Raw genomic sequence first — 17,028 nt, forward strand, 5'->3', positions numbered from 1 at the left:
TCCCCCCTCCACTTATTCAAATGATAATTATTATCACATTGATGGTGATTGCAACCGACTTTTGCGTTTATGGACGAAAAAAACAGTCCAACCCGAACAGGAGTGGCGAATCGTGTATACCCAAACTACTTGAAGCTGCAGCAGTGTTGGCTACGTTCGTTCACCCCAATCACATAGTGTATCTATGCTCATGGGGGTGAACTCACTTGCCGCCTACCTGCAACTCCAAGTAGTTTGGGTGTATAAAAATCCTTGGACTATGGCGTTGATGGTTTGATCGCTCACTTAAGGCGTTATTTCTTATCCTTATCAGGTAATGTTTTGTCATTATTTCTCTGAGTTTAGATACACCTTTTCTCTCGGTTTCCCTCATCAAAATTGATACAAATCAAATTTGTCTGGCACGGGCAATTTGCGCTGCGCGGACTAAACCAATCCAGTGCCAATGACGTATGAGTCACTAAAGATGGTGGTTAGTGTTAACCCCATCACTGGTTTGTTTCATTTTTTGAGGAAAAGAGATGTTAGATACCCTCATGCTGTCGCGGATCCAATTCGCTGCCAATATCAGCTTTCATATACTGTTTCCCACCATCACCATTGCGTTGGGCTGGATATTGGTGTTTTTCAAATGGCGTTATTTACGAACACAAGTCAGTGAATGGCTCGATCTCTACTATTTCTGGGTAAAAGTGTTTGCGCTGACTTTTGCTCTTGGGGTGGTGTCGGGCATTACCATGAGTTTTCAATTTGGCACTAACTGGCCGGGCTTTATGGAGCGGGTGGGCAATGTGGCAGGTCCCTTACTTGGCTATGAAGTGATGACCGCCTTCTTTATGGAAGCGACGTTTCTTGGTGTGATGCTGTTTGGCCGAGGGCGAGTACCGGAATGGTTGCACACCTTATCGACTGTGCTGGTGGCTGTGGGCACCAGTTTATCTGCGTTTTGGATTCTGGTGCTCAACAGTTGGATGCACACTCCAGCCGGTTATGAAGTGATTGATGGCGTGGTGCATGTCACCAGTTGGAAGGAGGTGATTTTTAACCCCTCGATGCCATATCGCTTAGCGCATACTTTGCTGGCATCGGCATTGACGGCAAGTTTTTTGATTGCCGGGATCAGTGCTTATCAAGTGTTGCGTAATGCCAAACATCAAGCCGCCAAAATGGGCTTAAAAGTGGCCGTGAGTGTGGCCGCGTTAGCGATTCCTATGCAGATCTTGGTGGGGGATTTACACGGCCTCAACACCTTAGAACATCAACCCGCGAAAATTGCGGCGATGGAGGGTGTATGGCAGACCGAGCGTGGCGCACCGCTACTGCTGTTTGCTCTGCCAAATGAAGAGACTCGCAGCAATGATTTTGCTCTTGGTATTCCGAATTTGGCCAGCTTGATTTTAACCCACGATATGAACGGGGAAATTGTTGGACTTGATGCCTTCGCGCCAGATCATCCCCCCGTCGCACCGCTGTTTTTTGGTTTTCGCGTTATGGTGGGAGTGGGCGTGCTGATGCTGTTGGTCAGTTGGTTTGGCGCTTGGCGTGTATGGCGTAACAAACCGCTACCCAAACCCTATATGTATGCCTTAATTGGCATGACCTTTTCGGGTTGGGTCGCCACGATTGCGGGCTGGTATGTCACGGAAATTGGTCGCCAGCCTTGGTTGGTGAGTGGTGTATTGCGTACCGCTGAAGCCGTGACCCCCGTAGCCAGTAGCTCGGTTGGGATCTCGCTGACGCTTTATCTCATCACTTATGTTGTGTTGTTGGTCGCTTATGTTCACACCCTGTTTTACCTTGCGCGTAAAACCGGACACGCACCGCAAGTTTCACCAAGCTCTACAAAGGCCGCGTTATGATGCAGTATTTGCCAGAAATTTATTTGTTGTTGTTGGGTTTCACCGTGTTTATGTACGCGGTGTTGGATGGTTATGACTTAGGCGTGGGCATTTTACTGCCGCGTAATGATGTGGCGCAGCGCGATCGAATGATCGCCTCGATTGGCCCATTTTGGGATGCCAATGAAACTTGGTTAGTGTTGGCGGTCGGTATCTTGCTGATTGCCTTTCCTACGGCACATAGCCTGATATTTACTGAGCTTTATCTGCCGACCGCGTTGATGCTGATTGCGCTTATCATGCGTGGAGTCGCGTTTGATTTTCGGGCAAAAGCCAAAGCCGACCACAAAGATCATTGGGATTTGTGCTTTAAAATCGGCTCTCTGCTGGCCGCGCTTACCCAAGGCTATATGATTGGCCGCTATGTCGTCGGGTTTGAATCTGCGCCTGAAGCTTATGCTTTTGCGGTGCTGAGTGCGCTCTGTGTGGCCGCCGCCTATGTTTATATTGGTGGCGCTTGGTTGGTGCTCAAAACCGAAGGGGATCTGCAAGTGCGTGCCGCGCGTTGGTCGCGTAAAGCAGGATGGCTGGCGGCGTTAGGGGTGCTGTCGGTCAGTTTGGTCAATCCATGGGTGAATTCTGCAGTCGCAGAACGTTGGTTTAGTTTTCCTGAGGTGATCCTACTTGCGCCGATCCCTATTATCGTTTTTGCCACGATTTTAGTGGTGGATCGCTATCTCAAACGCGTACCGACGGTAAATGATGCGGGTGTGCAATGGCCTTTCTTTGGTGTGGTGCTGATTTTTGGATTGAGTTTCCTCGGGCTCGCGTACAGCTTCTTTCCTGAGATCGTCCCCGGAATCATGACTGCGCAGCAGGCTGCGTCATCACCTGAAACCTTGATGGTGGTGGGGGTTGGCGTGGTGATCGTCATGCCAACCATTCTGCTGTACACCTTTTTTGTGTATCGGATTTTCAAAGGCAAAGCGACCGATCTAAGCTATCTGTGACCTTTCTACACTTGAATCCAAACAAACGGCGCATCACGCGCCGTTTGTTTTATCCGCACCATTAGGTGGTAGTTAAGCCGTGGGCTCATCACAGACGACTTGCCCATCTCGAATGGTCACAATTCGCTTAGTACCTTTGGCTAGCTCATTATCATGAGTGACGACGATAATGGTGCGACCTTCGCGGTGCAGTTCATTGAACAGCGCTTCAATTTCGGCGCCGGATTTTGAATCCAGCGCACCAGTTGGCTCATCTGCCAGCAGAATTTGTGGCTGATTTATCAGCGCGCGCGCAATAGCAACGCGCTGTTTTTGTCCGCCTGACAACTGATTGGGCTTGTGATCTAAGCGATCCGCAAGGCCAACTCGAGTCAAGAGTTCTGTGGCGCGTCGACGGCGATCTTTGGCTTTTACTCCCGCATACACCAAAGGAAGGGCGACATTATCCAGAGCACTGGCGTATTCCAATAGGTTGAAGCTTTGGAACACAAAACCAATCTTTTGATTGCGGATCGCAGCCAGTTGTTGAGTGCTTAGGCTATCGACCGGATGTCCGTCCAATTGATAGCGGCCCGCGGTAGGTTTATCCAAACAGCCCAGTACGTTCATCAGGGTTGATTTACCCGATCCCGAAGGTCCGAGAATTGCCAAGAATTCACCGTGACGAATGGTTAAGTCGACGCCATCAAGCGCTTTAACCACGTTTTGCCCACTAGTGTAATGTTTACAAATTTGCTGTAGCTCCACCAAAGGAGCAGGAGATAAAGACTTCATTATTCACTCTGTAATGCTTGTAACGGTGTCACTCTTGCTGCGTGATTGGCGGGTAACCAAGCAGCAACAATGCCCATGACGGTTAGGGTGACAATCACTATCACAATGACGCTAAGCGACAGCTCTGGAACCGGTTGGCCTAAGTGGTCATAAATCGGATTACCTTGCAAAGGAATGGCGGCGAGTAGGCGAACCATCGCAAATGTCACACCTAAGCCGGCAATTCCTCCCAATCCCATCGTGATCAAAGATTGAGCCAAATAGTGGCAGCGAATGGTATTGGGGGTTGCACCTACGGCCATGCGTACGCCAATGTCGCGTGTGGCCCGCTTCACGGTAGCAAACATCACATTGGTAATGCCTAAACTTGCTACGGCTAAAGTGATAAACCCAATAATGCCAAGGAAGCTTTGTAGTTTCAGCAGAAACTGCTGCATACTTTTCTGGCTCAAAAAGTGGTCTTGCACCATGACAATTTGCTGATCTTGCAAGCTCGCGGCGTATTTGCGTTTTAACACTTGCTGTACCGTGGCTGCCAACGCTTGACGGTCACTGCCCACCCTCGGTTCAAGATTAATTCCGCTGATCGCTTGGTTGGGGTGAAAACGCTGCCAAGTACTGAATGGCGTAAAACCACTGTAATCAATGGGCGAACCCTGCTCAATGTTGCCGCTGTTTTTGGCCAGCACTCCGATCACCGTAAATTCGTGTGCGCCTATTTTGGCAATCTGACCGACAGGATCTTGCTCTAATTCGCCGCCGCTAAACCAGTCGCCCTCTTGCTGATTAAACAGTTGTAACGCGAGTTGATAGCCGAGCACGACCACTTTACGTTGCTGTGTTTCATCAACGGGATTAAACCAGCGCCCGCCGGGTAACAAGCGCAGTTTATTCATCGCCTGATACTCACTTTTGACCGCGTAAGGCATCATCCATGAACGCTTATCTGCAAACGTGATCAGCTCTTGCCACTCGGCCGAAGGAAGTGCGTGTTTGACCATAGGCAGAGCGGCCAAGACTTGGCTATCTTGCTCGGTGAGAGAAAGTGCTTGCCCCTCATGAAAACGGCCATGGGTTTGCGTGGAATAACCGCCGCTGACATGAATCAGGTTACCATTGCCATTTTGGATGGTGCGTACAATTCCACTACGGATCCCTTCTCCGACCGCAAGTAGCCCTGCGATACATAAGGTTGACCACGCAACGGCCAAAATAGTGAGGCTCAATCTGAGCTTTTCGGTCGCCATTTCCTGCATAATTTGTCTTATTGGCAACATGCATTAACTCCGACTACTGAGCGCAATGACGGGCTCTAATTGCGCCGCTCTGCGAGCTGGGAAGTAGGCCGCCGCTAAGGCTAAAATGCTGGTCACCAACATAGAAAGCCAGACGGTGGTGGAAGTGATCACCGGCTCGCCAAGCCACGTGGGTAGGCCAAGGTGATTAAGCAGCAACACGCCAAAGTAGGCCAGTAGTAAGCCGACTAACGCCCCGATGACCACCAGCAGCAATCCTTCTAATAAAAACTGCTGTTGAATTCGTTGCGGTGTAGCACCAATGGCTAAACGTACTCCGATTTCTCGCGTACGCTCGGTCACCGCTAAAAACATCATATTGGCAACGCCTAAGATGCCGACAGCCATAGTCATCATGCCACTGGCGGCGAGAAAGGCTTGAATTCCTCGTAAAATGGCAGTGATCACCTCAACACCACTGCCGAAATCGGGGAGAAAGACCGCCTCTTGATCCTCAGGTGAGAAATGTAATCGCTGAGCAAAAGTGTGACGTAACTGCTCGCGTAACGCCCAGCTTGAAACACCTTGAGCGGGCAGTACCAACATCATGTTCGGTTGGGTATCCCAAATGTCTTTAAATGTGGAGCTTGGAATAAACACTTTTTGGTTATCACCAAATGAAAAGCGGCTGCTTTCATCATCCATAATGCCAATCACTCGAAAAGCGATGCCACGAATTTTGAATTCATCCCCAACCTTAAGCTGGCTGGTGGCAGCAACGTGATCGCCAAGAATGGCCACACGGCGGTGGTTGTGTTGATCATGAAGGCTGAAATCTCGTGAACCTAAGGTGAGTTTTAATCCAGCAAGAGAGAAATACCCTCTATCCACACCACTGACCATACTGCCAATCGCTGTCCCTCGCTGTTGGGTGATGGAGACTTCCCGATGCTCATAGACGATGGAGTAACGCTGGATCTCCGGACGTTGTGCGACTTCACGCATTAACGATTCGGTCAGTTGAATCGGGCGTCTCGCAGGCATGCCTTGCCACACTTCGCTGGTCTGGCCGGAGGCGACCATTTGTGTTTCTTGCAACAGAAAGCGAAAGGATTCGGTTTGAGCACGATAAAACCCTTCGCCGAGCGCCATCAAGATCACCACAGAAATCACCCCCCAGCTAATCGCGGTGATCGCCAATACGCTTTTCAGGCGATGAGCGAGCAAAGTTTGCCAAGATTGCTGTAACAAGAGGCGCATTAACGAAAGGCTCCTGAAAGCTGAGCGATGGCATTATCGTTCAACTGACCTGTTAATTTGAGTAGCTCAATGCGCTGACGCCAATAGCTATACCAACGACTGGCCAGATTATGTTTGGCTCGAAATAGGCTGTTGTGCGCATCGATTAAATCGGAGGCTTCGGCTAAGCCAGCATCAAACAGTTGCTGTTTACTGCGCAGCACTTTTTCGCGATGGGTCACTTGCTGATCCGCCATGGTAATTTGCTGCCATTCAATCTCAACCTGCTGAATTTGTTGACGCAAATTTTGATCTAATCCGATCTCGACTTTGCGTTGCTGTTGCTGAGCCATCAACCAGTTGAGATGAGCTTTTTCGTTATCACTGCGGGTTGCTCCATTTAAATCAATCGGGATGGAGAGCATGAGACCGGCATTGAATTCACCGTTTCGTTGATCGCCGTCTTGATAGCCTGCAGAGGCGCGCAAACTCGGATAATACCCACTTTGACTCTGCTGCTTAGCAATTTGGCTGATCGCCACTTTTTGGATAGCAATCAAGAGCTCAGGGCTGTGATCTTTGGCGGCGGTAAGCCAGTCATCCAGTTCAGCACTGAATGGCCAACTCGGTGTTGGCGTGTGGGTATCCACTTCATCCACTTGCGGGGCTGAGGCATTGATCAGTATTGAGAGTTGGCTGCGTTTGGTTTCGAGTTCAGCCTGCGCATTGAGAATGGTTGACTCTTCATCAAGTTGGTTGACACGTAGCTCTTCCAACTCCACAGATTTTATTTTACCCGCCAGATAACGCTGTTCAGCGATGGCTAATAATTGTGCGCCATCCGCTTGTTTTTGCTGGGCAAGAGTCAAATTACTTTGCGCTTCCGCTAAGGCAAAATAAGCGCTGAGTAACTGATGAGCGAGCTGGTTATAAGCTTGGTTACGTTCAAGTTGGGCCAACACCCAGTCCGCATCGGCTTTATCCAACGCGCTCCATTTTCGGCTATCCCACAAGGTTTGCTCAATGGTGGCGCCATAACTGCTCGAGCCATTTTGGCTTTCTGACCAGTTCATTCCGGCACTGCCTGAGAGTGAAGGAAGGAGATCGCTTTTGGCGAGATACTTATCTTGCACGCTGAGCTGCACCGAGAGTTCGGCAATGTGTGCATCGGGTGACTGTTGTTTGGCTTGCTGCCACGCTTGCTCGATGGAGAGCGCTAAAGCAGAAGAAGATGCCATCAGGCTAGTCAGTACACACGCGGTGAGAAAGCCCTTATTCATGCTGGCCTCCCAGCATGCTGTTATCCACTATGCTGTCTTTTTCGACTACGCCTTCTAAGATCTCAACCTGTACGCCGTCAGAAAGCCCAAGCTTGACCGGATGAGCGGTATAGCCTTGTGCAGAGCCATCCGCAATCAGCACCATGGGCGTTTCGCCCTCAAACTGTAATGCGCGCTCCGGAAGGGTAATAACATCCGCGGCACGTTGTAAGGTGATTTTTGCGCTGGCAGAGAATCCAGAACGTAATGTCATGTTTTCAGGGATGTCTAATTGTCCGATTTCGACTTGAAATCCGTTATCAAAACTTTTGCCATCTTTGTTTTCCGGATTATTTAAGCGCTCCGATTGAATCGCAACTTTGGTCAACTGACCATTGATCACCTGCTCAGGGTAGGGGGCAACGGTAATACTGGCGGGCATGCCGGCATTCAACTGCGCAGCATCATGTTCACTGACACTGCCTTTGAACACGATATTTTTCATATCCGCTAACTGGATCATTTCTGTTGCCGCTTGGCTCGACTCGGTAGAGATGATCGGCTCTCCGACCTCGACTTTGATATTTAAAATCGTGCCACTGATCGGGGCATATAGAGTAGAGGAGAGCTTGGCTTGCCCAATCGAAGCTTCACCGCTGCGGATCAACTCTAGGTTTTGGCGTTTTTGCTGCACTTCGGCTTGCTTAGCTTTGACGTCGGCTTTCGCGCGGACGTAATCATCATAATTGGCAGGAATGATTTGCTGTTTCACTAAGCGCTCAAGGTTGGCTAAGCGTTGTAAGTCTGATTCAAGATTCGCTTCACTTTGCATCAGTTCTGTGGAGGCATCGGTCAACGCCTGTGGTGTTGGATTCGGACGAACCTTAATCAAGGGTTGTCCTTGCTCAACATGTTGCCCTTCACGCACATAAATTTCACCGACAATACCGTTGATTTGCGATTTAATTGCCACCGAATGTGAAGGCATGATTTGACCAACCGCGACCGCCTGTTTCTCTATTGTTCCCCGGCCGACGTTGAGGGTCGGTAATGGGGATGAAGACTCTGGGGTATAAGCGAGAGTGTAATAACCGCCTGCCAAGCCAACACCTACTAAGGTTGCAAGAAGTGTCCAACGTTTTGCCATAAAAAACTCATTTATTTCATCAATCAATTAGAGACGGGATTCAGACTAAGGATGATAAGGAAAGTTCAAAAAAACGTTGTTTTTTAACATGCGAAGGGAAAAATAAAAAGCCCTGTCCATGCTGTATGAACAGGACTTAGTCCGTGAGAATAGAAGAGATAGAGAAGGTCGTCTAATTAGTGATCAATCATATCTGCGAGAATCATTGCCGCGTGTGTTTCAACCACGCCTGAATCGAAACCGTACATGTGGCCATACTTGTTTGCCAGTGCGGTATGTACATTGTTAGTGATCTCATCTTGCCAGCGTTTGAACCAAACAAAGTGGTTACCGTCACTCAACACTGGAGTGTAGGGGGCGACTTCTAGCTGCTTGCCCACTTCAGTTCTGATGTCCGCAATATACTCAAGCAGATCTTTTACATCCTGTTTCGAACCTATATTGCCATGGCCACCGTTAATAAAGTCCCACTGTTTGCTCAGCGGTTTGCTCAGAAGGCTTTGTAGATCTTCTTCGTAACCGTGGAAATGTTCTGCTCCCGCGAAATTGTAAAACGGTAGTTGATCGGGATTAATCATGTCCGCGAAATGCAACACGCGATCGCTTGGGATCAGAATCATGGTGTTATCAGGTGTATGGCCAGAGCCTTTTGGTGCCATCATCTTGATTTTCATTGAGCCAAATTGAACCGTTTGAGGCTTCGTCAGGTCGTATATGTCATTCGGCGCTGGAACTTTCGGGGTTTTCACACCGTTTTCGCCTACTTCGGCGTGTTGGTTGATCTTGTCCGCAACGGTTTGGCTAGCAATAACGCGGATTTTATCTACTTTTGGATAATTTTTCTTAATTAAGTCAACCAGTTGGTTGCCACCACCTAAATGATCTAAGTGGTAGTGAGAATACATAATCGTAGTGATCGGTTTATTCGTGATGGATTGCACCCCTTTAAAAAGCGCATCAATACGACCATCGCCTAGTGGGTCAATCAGCAAGACAGAGTCTTCGTTAACCACAACGGTAGCGTTGTAATAATTGACCCCTATCCAGTAGGTATTCTTGCCCAATTTTTGAACGGTGGCTTGGCTGTTATCAAACTGGCGCTCATACAGATTATTAATTTTTTGTCCCAGTTTCAGAGACTGAGTCGCAGAAGGCTCAACTTCGACTTTCACAGTGTCTTGAACAGTTTCACCAGGGAAAAAAATCGCGCGTTGATTGTCGTGGTCATGGCCTTTAGCACTTGCATTAAAAGTAAGTAGTGCTGCAGCAATAGGGGCTAAAGCTAAGGTGGATAGTTTCATTTTTCTCTCCTCAATCAGGTGGGGAAAAGATAAATGAGAAACAAACATATCAAAAATGCATGCTTGTTATAGTATGTATATCATTTACGCACGAAATTATTAGGTGATGAGATGGTCGCCCCCGAAATCAATTTGCGCAGCATTGATTTAAATTTATTAACGATTTTAGAAAAGTTATTGATTCATAAGCATATTAGCCAAGCCGCACAAGCATTGAATATGAGCCAACCCGCCGTCAGTCGAGCCCTCATGCGTTTGCGTGAACAATTTGGTGATCCACTGCTGGTGAAAGTAAAAAATGAGTACCGATTAACCGCAAAAGGTGAGCGCCTCTGCAGTGAACTGGAGAGAACGCTCAATACCATTCGACACATGTTGGTAGATGACAAGTTTGACCCAATGCACTATTCCGGTGTGTTCACTATTGGTGCATTGGATTTCGAGATGATGATGATTGTGCCGAAATTGTTGGCGCGTTTTCAACAACGTGCCCCTAATTTGAAGTTACAAATCGTACCGTATAACGCCTATATGCCGCTGCATGATTACTTGGAAAAGGTGGCGGATTTACTGCTGTATTCCACTGATGAGTCACCCACCAATGTGTTTAAGCAGCGTTTATTTAATGACAACTATGCTGTGGTCATGTGTAGAAACCATCCATTAGCCAATCAACCGATGACACTGGAGAGTTATTGCCAGAGTCGACATGTGATCATTTCCGGTAATGGTTTGGGCAAAACGGATATGGATCATGAGCTGAAAAAGCTCAATTATCAGCGCGAAGTGGTGGCATCGTTGCCACATTTTTCGATGGTGCCGGAGTTACTGATCAACACCGATCTGATTGCCACCTTACCAAGACGTTTGGTGACTCACTTAGGCCAGCGTTATGAGATAACCGTGGCTGATTTACCTTTCTATACTGCCGATTTTCGAGTGGAACAATTTTGGCATATTATTCATCACAGTAGCCCGATTCATCAGTGGGTGAGGCAAGAGATCAAAAATTTAGTCTATGAAGAGATCGATAAGAAATAATCTCCTATCAAATTTAAAACAAAAGGCTGCCATTCGGCAGCCTTGAAAGGGATGGTGAGATGGATTACACCAGATCAAATCGATCCGCATTCATTACTTTGGTCCATGCGGCAACAAAGTCTTTGACGAATTTTTCTTTGTTGTCGTCTTGTGCGTACACTTCCGAATAAGCACGTAGGATGGAGTTAGAACCAAACACCAGATCAACACGAGTGGCTGTCCACTTCACTTTGCCGCTCTTACGTTCAACAATCTCGTAAGAGTTGCGACCAGTTGGTTTCCAGGTGTAACTCATGTCGGTTAGGTTAACGAAGAAATCGTTGGTCAACGCACCCACGCGGTCGGTAAACACACCGTGTTGGCTGCCACCGTAGTTAGTGCCAAGCACACGCATGCCACCAATTAACACCGTCATTTCTGGAGCGGTGAGGCGCAGCAGTTGCGCTTTGTCGAGCAACATTTCTTCCGGTGTGACCACATAATGCTTTTTCTGCCAGTTACGGAAGCCATCCGCGAGAGGCTCAAGCACTTCAAAGGACTCAACATCGGTTTGTTCGATTGTCGCATCGCCGCGTCCCGGTGCGAATGGTACGGTCACATTCACGCCCGCGGCTTTGGCCGCTTGTTCGATACCTACGTTACCAGCCAGAACAATCGTATCGGCGATACTGATGCCAGATTCAGCGGCAATTTTCTCTAATACCGCCAGAACTTTACCAAGACGCGCAGGTTCGTTGCCTTCCCAATCTTTTTGTGGAGCGAGGCGAATACGCGCCCCGTTGGCACCCCCACGTTTATCAGAACCACGGAAAGTACGAGCGCTATCCCAAGCGGTGCTGACCATTTCACTGATGCTTAGACCGCTTGCCGCGATTTTTGCTTTCACCGCATTGACATCATAGTCTTTACGACCTGCTGGAACAGGGTCTTGCCAGATCAAATCTTCTGCCGGAACATCTGGGCCAAAGTAGCGCGCTTTCGGTCCCATATCGCGGTGAGTGAGCTTAAACCAAGCTCGCGCAAACACTTCTGAGAAGTAAGCGGGATCTTGGTAGAAGCGCTCTGAAATCTTGCGATATTCAGGATCGATTTTCAGAGCCATATCGGCATCGGTCATCATTGGGTTGTAGCGAATACTTGGATCTTCCACATCAACTGGTTTGTCTTCCTCTTTGATGTTGATAGGTTCCCATTGCCATGCACCCGCAGGGCTCTTAGTGAGCTGCCATTCATAGCTGAGCAGTAAGTAGAAATATTCGTTATCCCAACGGGTTGGGTGAGTGGTCCATGCACCTTCAATACCACTAGTGACGGTGTTTCGACCAATCCCACGGCTGGTGTGGTTGTTCCAACCTAAGCCTTGTTCGTGCAGTTCAGCGCCTTCAGGATCAGGGCCAAGGTTAGAAGCTTTGCCATTACCGTGCGCTTTACCCACCGTATGGCCGCCAGCCGTCAGAGCAACGGTCTCTTCGTCATTCATTGCCATGCGAGCAAAAGTGACACGCATGTCTTGCGCCGTTTTGAGTGGATCTGGGTTTCCATCCACACCTTCTGGGTTGACGTAGATAAGCCCCATCATGACGGCCGCAAGTGGGTTTTCGAGATCACGTTGACCAGAGTAACGGCTATTTTCACCGCCAGATTTGGCAAGCCACTCTTTTTCAGAACCCCAGTAAATGTCTTTTTCTGGATGCCAGATGTCTTCGCGGCCAAAGGCAAAACCAAAGGTTTTGAGGCCCATCGATTCATAAGCCATGTTCCCCGCGAGGATCATCAAATCCGCCCAGCTGATTTTGTTACCGTACTTTTGTTTGATAGGCCACAGCAAACGGCGTGCTTTATCTAAGTTGGCGTTATCAGGCCATGAGTTCAGTGGGGCAAAACGTTGGTTACCGGTACCGCCGCCGCCACGACCATCGGCAATACGGTAGGTGCCCGCAGAGTGCCATGCCATACGAATCATCAAACCGCCGTAGTGTCCCCAGTCGGCCGGCCACCACTCTTGGCTATTGGTCATTAACGCTTTCAGATCGCGTTTTAGCGCTTCTACATCAAGCTTTTTCAGCTCTTCGCGATAGTTGAAATCAGCACCAAGTGGATTGGTTTTGCTGTCATGCTGATGAAGGATGTCTAAGTTTAGCGCTTTAGGCCACCAGTCCATGTTGGACATGCTCGCCGAAGTCAAGCCACCGTGCATGACAGGGCATTGACCGCTTGAACCCGCTTTATTGTGCTCCATTGATTACTCCTTGCTTCGCATTATTCCCTTTCAGTTGAAAGTTGCTGCGTGTTGGCCATTTTCATGAGACCCGCACTCATATTGGTGTAGGTGCACAGTTGGCCATTTTGCGACAACCCCAAGTGTCTGGGGATTCTTTGATGAATTTCATCACTCGAAAGCAGAAAATCAGCTTGTATTCGAATGAGTTGAGATACTGTGTTGACGTTTAGAGTCTAGACACGGATCCCCACTAAGACTAATTAGAATTGCCGATACTTGTGATAGGTAACATTGACCATGGTCATATTGCGGACATTTTGTTTTGTAACCGGTTTCGGAAACCGGTTACATTGTAAAAAAGTTTAAGTTATAGTGTCAGCAGTTTGAACTGGCTAAAAATGAATTGCCAATTTTGTGAGAGAGGTCATCTATGGCTAAGTCTATTTTTCCTAACGATTTTTTGTGGGGTGGTGCGGTAGCGGCGCATCAAGTGGAAGGCGGTTGGGATCAAGGTGGTAAAGGCGTGAGCATTGTTGATGTGCTGACTCGTGGTGCGCACGAAGTGCCACGCCGTATTACCGATGGGGTTATGGAAGGCGAATTTTACCCAAACCATCAAGCGGTCGATTTTTATCATCACTATAAAGAAGATATCGCGCTGTTTGCTGAGATGGGCTTTAAGTGTTTCCGCACGTCTATTGCGTGGACACGAATCTTCCCGAATGGTGATGAAGCCGAGCCCAATGAGGCAGGATTACAGTTTTATGATGATCTGTTTGATGAGCTGTTAAAGCACAATATTGAACCTGTCATTACGTTGTCACATTTTGAAATGCCACTGCATCTAGTAAAGCAGTATGGCAGTTGGCTCAACCGCGACTTGATTGATCACTTCACCAAATTTGCGCAAGTCGTGATGACTCGTTACCAGCATAAGGTGAAATACTGGATCACCTTTAATGAAATCAATAACCAACGTAACTGGAAGCTACCGATCTTTGGTTATTGCAACTCAGGTATGCTTTACGCTGAGCAAGACCACCCAGAACAAGCCATGTACCAAGTGCTACATCACCAATTTATTGCCAGCGCATTAGTGGTGAAACTGGGGCACGAGATCAATCCGGATTTTAAAATTGGTAGCATGATCCATATGATGCCGCTGTATCCTGCCACCTCACGTCCGGAAGATGTGTTGTTGGCGCAAGAGTTGATGCGTGAGAAATATCTGTTCAGTGATGTACAGGTTCGTGGCTATTACCCCAGTTATCTGCGCAAAGAGTGGCAACGCAAGGGGATTGAAGTTGTGATGCAAGATGGTGATGAGCAGATCCTGCGCCAAGGCTGCGCCGATTATCTCGCCATCAGTTACTACATGACTAATATTGTCTCTGCAGCGCCAGAACAAGAGGGCGAAACCACCTCTTTGTTTGAAACCAGCCGCTTAAACCCGTATCTTCCTGCGTCCGATTGGGGATGGCAGATTGATCCACAAGGTTTACGTTATGCGCTTTCTGAGCTGTATGAGCGTTACCAAAAACCGATTTTTGTGGTAGAAAATGGCCTCGGCGCGCTGGACACCGTCGAAGCGAATGGTTCAATCAACGATGATTACCGAATTCGCTACCTCTCTGAGCATATCGCGGCAGTCAAACAAGCGATCGACTATGACGGTGTTGAAGTGATGGGTTACACCCCTTGGGGCTGTATCGACTGTGTATCGTTCACCACTGGCGAGTACAAAAAACGCTACGGCTTTATCTATGTGGATAAACACGATGATGGCAGTGGCACCATGGCGCGCGCTAAGAAAAAGAGCTTCTACTGGTATCAACAAGTGATCGCCAGTAACGGTGAGAAGCTATAAATCGTGTCGGCGGCCTTTGGGTCGCCGCTTAATTTTTGTGGATTCAGTTTGAAGGATTGTGATGGCAACCATAAACGACGTGTGTAAATTGGCGGGTGTCTCCAAAGCCACGGTATCACGAGTGCTGAATGAGACAGGCCAAGTCAAAGCACAAACGCGTGAAGCGGTACTTGCCGCCATGCAGCAGCTCGGTTATCAGCCCAACAGTTTGGCGCAGGCGCTCGCCACCAATACCACAAACTCAATTGGCTTGGTGCTGCCGCATTTTGAGAGCAGCTATTTTGGTTCGATTTTGTTTGAAGCCGAACAAGGTGCGCAGAAAGCTGGGAAAAAACTGCTGGTCGTGAACAGCAAAAACAGTGAGCAAGGCGAAAAAGAAGCGGTCGCCACATTAGCGGCGCAGCGTTGTGATGCGATCTTGCTGTACAGTCGTCATTTGAGTGAAGTGCAATTACTTGAATTACAGCAGCAATATCCATCGCCCTTAGTGATCCTCAATCGCCGTTTACATCATCCGCAATTACACAGCTTTGGTCTCGATCAAACGCACATTGCTGAGTTAGCGATGCAGCATTTGTTGAATTTAGGGCATCGTCAAATTGCCTGCATTACATCGCCGCTGGTGAGCGAGACGGGAAAAATTCGTTATCAGGTGTATCAACAAGCGTTACATGAGCAAGGGATTGAGTTGAACTCGTCCTTAGTCATTGAAGGGGATAACACGCTGCTTGGTGGTTATCAGGCAATGCAACAACTGCTGCAACAAGGCATTTCCATGACGGCGGTTTTTGCCTGTAACGATGATATGGCGCTCGGTGCAATGCGCGCCATGCATGAACATGGTATTCATGTACCCAAGCAAGTTTCCTTAATCGGGATTGATAATGAACCTGCGGCGGCATTTGCTATCCCGAGTTTATCGAGCGTGAGTCTGCCGATCGGCGAGTTAACTCAGCAAGCAATCAGTTTGGCTGTCGAGATTGCTAATAAAAAACCACAAGATGCACAGCACAGGCTCTATCAAGGGAATTTGATCGCCCGTGAATCCACCATAGCGCTCAAACTATGAGTAAAACAGCAAATTGTCAGTAAAATTGCGGGGACAGAGCGCGATTTTACGCTTCATCTTGGCTATCCTGCTCCCCGATATTAATAAGTGAAGAAGCGGCATGCTTCTTAGCGAATAACGTAAAAGAGAACACCATGACAATACATCGTATTAATCCAGGCACTCGTTGGTCTGACATCACCGTGTTTAATGGCATTGCCCATTTTGTTGAAGTCGCCGATAGCGACACGTCGGCCGATATGCAAGGCCAAGTTGAGCAGGTTCTCGCGCAAGCAGAACGCCAATTGGCGAAGATTGGTAGCGATCGTTCACGCATCTTATCGGTGACGATTTATATCACGGATTTTGCCGACCTCCCAGTGCTTAACCAAATTTGGGATGCTTGGTTCCCAGAAGGTTGCGCCCCAAGCCGAGCGTGCGTGAAAGCGGAGCTGGCTGACCCAGACTATAAAGTGGAAATGGCTTTTGTGGCGGCTGCGGGCGAGCAGTATCAATAAGGAAACGCCGATGTTTATTGGTCATATCACGCAGCGCCAGTTTTGCGCTGCATTGTCACCTCAGTTGCAACGGCTGATTGATGAAGCATTAGAGCGTATAGCGACACCGCTACCGACGGGTAAACACGAGTTGCAGGGAGAGTCGGCGTTTTTTCTGGTGATGGAAGATCATACCCAACCGCTCGCTCTGCGTCGTAGCGAGTGCCATGCTCGGTATCTCGATGTACAGATTTTACTGCAAGGGCGTGAGCGCTTTGGTTACAGTCTCGCGCCGTTCAATGGCTTGGACGAAGATTGGCTGGCAACACGTGATGTAGCGTTCAGTGCACAACTGGTCGAAGAGCGCTTTGTCGATTTGGCGGCGGGAGATTTCATTGTGTTCTATCCCGGTCAACCTCATCGCCCTTTGATTGCGGTAGAAGGTGAGGGTGAGCCTGTACGTAAAGTGGTGATCAAGGTTGATAAAGCTTTCTTTGAGTAAAAGCTGAGTCGCTGAAGTGAAACCATGAAAAACGCCCATTTGTATGGGC

General features: G+C 48.4%; 14 protein-coding genes. 7 read left to right on the forward strand and 7 right to left on the reverse strand.

Annotated elements, in window-relative coordinates; genetic code table 11:
- The first annotated feature begins 521 nt into the window (after positions 1–521).
- Together F0316_RS06480 and F0316_RS06485 are read left to right on the forward strand one after the other, a co-directional pair.
- A complete protein-coding gene (locus F0316_RS06480) occupies positions 522–1,859 on the forward strand; it encodes a cytochrome ubiquinol oxidase subunit I (protein ID WP_000887573.1) in 1,338 nt (445 codons plus the stop codon).
- Positions 1,856–2,848, forward strand: coding sequence for a cytochrome d ubiquinol oxidase subunit II (locus F0316_RS06485; RefSeq protein WP_000984099.1), 993 nt, complete (start codon positions 1,856–1,858; stop codon positions 2,846–2,848). The genes F0316_RS06480 and F0316_RS06485 overlap by 4 nt, the downstream gene beginning before the upstream one ends.
- Positions 2,849–2,920: 72 nt before the next feature.
- On the opposite strand, the gene F0316_RS06490 is transcribed toward F0316_RS06485, so the two are convergent.
- The 6 genes from F0316_RS06490 to F0316_RS06515 all read right to left on the reverse strand — a co-directional run bounded on the left by F0316_RS06490 (position 2,921) and on the right by F0316_RS06515 (position 9,803).
- On the reverse strand, positions 2,921–3,622 hold the full coding sequence (locus tag F0316_RS06490; protein ID WP_000839103.1) for an ABC transporter ATP-binding protein: 702 nt from the start codon (positions 3,620–3,622) through the stop codon (positions 2,921–2,923).
- Entirely contained in the window at positions 3,622–4,899 is a 1,278-nt protein-coding gene (locus F0316_RS06495) for an ABC transporter permease (protein ID WP_149560319.1), read from the reverse strand. Before F0316_RS06495 ends, F0316_RS06490 begins: the two co-directional genes overlap by 1 nt.
- 3 nt (positions 4,900–4,902) lie before the next feature.
- Complete coding sequence (locus F0316_RS06500; RefSeq protein ID WP_149560320.1) at positions 4,903–6,117, reverse strand: ABC transporter permease; 1,215 nt, start codon at positions 6,115–6,117, stop codon at positions 4,903–4,905.
- A complete protein-coding gene (locus tag F0316_RS06505; protein WP_149560321.1) occupies positions 6,117–7,376 on the reverse strand; it encodes a TolC family protein in 1,260 nt (419 codons plus the stop codon). The genes F0316_RS06500 and F0316_RS06505 overlap by 1 nt, the downstream gene beginning before the upstream one ends.
- Positions 7,369–8,502, reverse strand: a complete 1,134-nt coding sequence (locus tag F0316_RS06510) for an efflux RND transporter periplasmic adaptor subunit (RefSeq protein WP_149560322.1) — start codon at positions 8,500–8,502, stop codon at positions 7,369–7,371. The genes F0316_RS06505 and F0316_RS06510 overlap by 8 nt, the downstream gene beginning before the upstream one ends.
- A 176-nt stretch (positions 8,503–8,678) precedes the next feature.
- Positions 8,679–9,803: a VarG family subclass B1-like metallo-beta-lactamase gene (locus tag F0316_RS06515; protein WP_000778173.1), complete on the reverse strand. Its 1,125-nt coding sequence runs from the start codon at positions 9,801–9,803 to the stop codon at positions 8,679–8,681.
- A gap of 111 nt (positions 9,804–9,914) precedes the next feature.
- Between F0316_RS06515 and F0316_RS06520 the strand changes: the two genes are divergently transcribed.
- Positions 9,915–10,844, forward strand: a complete 930-nt coding sequence (locus F0316_RS06520; RefSeq protein WP_000226383.1) for a LysR family transcriptional regulator — start codon at positions 9,915–9,917, stop codon at positions 10,842–10,844.
- A 64-nt stretch (positions 10,845–10,908) separates the two neighbouring features.
- Here the strand turns inward: F0316_RS06520 and katG are convergent, their stop codons facing one another.
- Positions 10,909–13,083, reverse strand: a complete 2,175-nt coding sequence (katG, locus tag F0316_RS06525) for a catalase/peroxidase HPI (RefSeq protein ID WP_000400800.1) — start codon at positions 13,081–13,083, stop codon at positions 10,909–10,911.
- Positions 13,084–13,495: 412 nt separating this feature from the next.
- On the opposite strand from katG, the gene F0316_RS06530 reads away from it, so the two are divergent.
- The 4 genes from F0316_RS06530 to F0316_RS06545 all read left to right on the forward strand — a co-directional run bounded on the left by F0316_RS06530 (position 13,496) and on the right by F0316_RS06545 (position 16,979).
- On the forward strand, positions 13,496–14,932 hold the full coding sequence (locus tag F0316_RS06530) for a 6-phospho-beta-glucosidase (RefSeq protein ID WP_001129892.1): 1,437 nt from the start codon (positions 13,496–13,498) through the stop codon (positions 14,930–14,932).
- Positions 14,933–14,993: 61 nt separating this feature from the next.
- Positions 14,994–16,001: a LacI family DNA-binding transcriptional regulator gene (locus tag F0316_RS06535; RefSeq protein ID WP_000201206.1), complete on the forward strand. Its 1,008-nt coding sequence runs from the start codon at positions 14,994–14,996 to the stop codon at positions 15,999–16,001.
- Between the two features lie 134 nt (positions 16,002–16,135).
- Positions 16,136–16,498, forward strand: a complete 363-nt coding sequence (locus tag F0316_RS06540) for a RidA family protein (protein ID WP_000152364.1) — start codon at positions 16,136–16,138, stop codon at positions 16,496–16,498.
- A gap of 10 nt (positions 16,499–16,508) precedes the next feature.
- Positions 16,509–16,979 carry a YhcH/YjgK/YiaL family protein gene (locus F0316_RS06545; RefSeq protein ID WP_000469776.1) on the forward strand — a complete coding sequence of 157 codons (471 nt, stop codon included), beginning with the start codon at positions 16,509–16,511 and terminating at the stop codon, positions 16,977–16,979.
- Positions 16,980–17,028 lie beyond the last annotated feature (49 nt).

The organism is Vibrio cholerae, assembly GCF_008369605.1.
Taxonomy (GTDB): Bacteria; Pseudomonadota; Gammaproteobacteria; order Enterobacterales; family Vibrionaceae; genus Vibrio; species Vibrio cholerae.

What these genes read in the sequence shown, in the direction of transcription:
- F0316_RS06480 (WP_000887573.1), top strand. Translation starts at nt 522, where the DNA reads ATGTTAGATACCCTCATGCTGTCGCGGATCCAATTCGCTGCCAATATC.
- F0316_RS06485 (WP_000984099.1), top strand. Translation starts at nt 1,856, where the DNA reads ATGATGCAGTATTTGCCAGAAATTTATTTGTTGTTGTTGGGTTTCACC.
- F0316_RS06490 (WP_000839103.1), bottom strand. Translation starts at nt 3,622, where the DNA reads ATGAAGTCTTTATCTCCTGCTCCTTTGGTGGAGCTACAGCAAATTTGT.
- F0316_RS06495 (WP_149560319.1), bottom strand. Translation starts at nt 4,899, where the DNA reads ATGTTGCCAATAAGACAAATTATGCAGGAAATGGCGACCGAAAAGCTC.
- F0316_RS06500 (WP_149560320.1), bottom strand. Translation starts at nt 6,117, where the DNA reads ATGCGCCTCTTGTTACAGCAATCTTGGCAAACTTTGCTCGCTCATCGC.
- F0316_RS06505 (WP_149560321.1), bottom strand. Translation starts at nt 7,376, where the DNA reads ATGAATAAGGGCTTTCTCACCGCGTGTGTACTGACTAGCCTGATGGCA.
- F0316_RS06510 (WP_149560322.1), bottom strand. Translation starts at nt 8,502, where the DNA reads ATGGCAAAACGTTGGACACTTCTTGCAACCTTAGTAGGTGTTGGCTTG.
- F0316_RS06515 (WP_000778173.1), bottom strand. Translation starts at nt 9,803, where the DNA reads ATGAAACTATCCACCTTAGCTTTAGCCCCTATTGCTGCAGCACTACTT.
- F0316_RS06520 (WP_000226383.1), top strand. Translation starts at nt 9,915, where the DNA reads ATGGTCGCCCCCGAAATCAATTTGCGCAGCATTGATTTAAATTTATTA.
- katG (WP_000400800.1), bottom strand. Translation starts at nt 13,083, where the DNA reads ATGGAGCACAATAAAGCGGGTTCAAGCGGTCAATGCCCTGTCATGCAC.
- F0316_RS06530 (WP_001129892.1), top strand. Translation starts at nt 13,496, where the DNA reads ATGGCTAAGTCTATTTTTCCTAACGATTTTTTGTGGGGTGGTGCGGTA.
- F0316_RS06535 (WP_000201206.1), top strand. Translation starts at nt 14,994, where the DNA reads ATGGCAACCATAAACGACGTGTGTAAATTGGCGGGTGTCTCCAAAGCC.
- F0316_RS06540 (WP_000152364.1), top strand. Translation starts at nt 16,136, where the DNA reads ATGACAATACATCGTATTAATCCAGGCACTCGTTGGTCTGACATCACC.
- F0316_RS06545 (WP_000469776.1), top strand. Translation starts at nt 16,509, where the DNA reads ATGTTTATTGGTCATATCACGCAGCGCCAGTTTTGCGCTGCATTGTCA.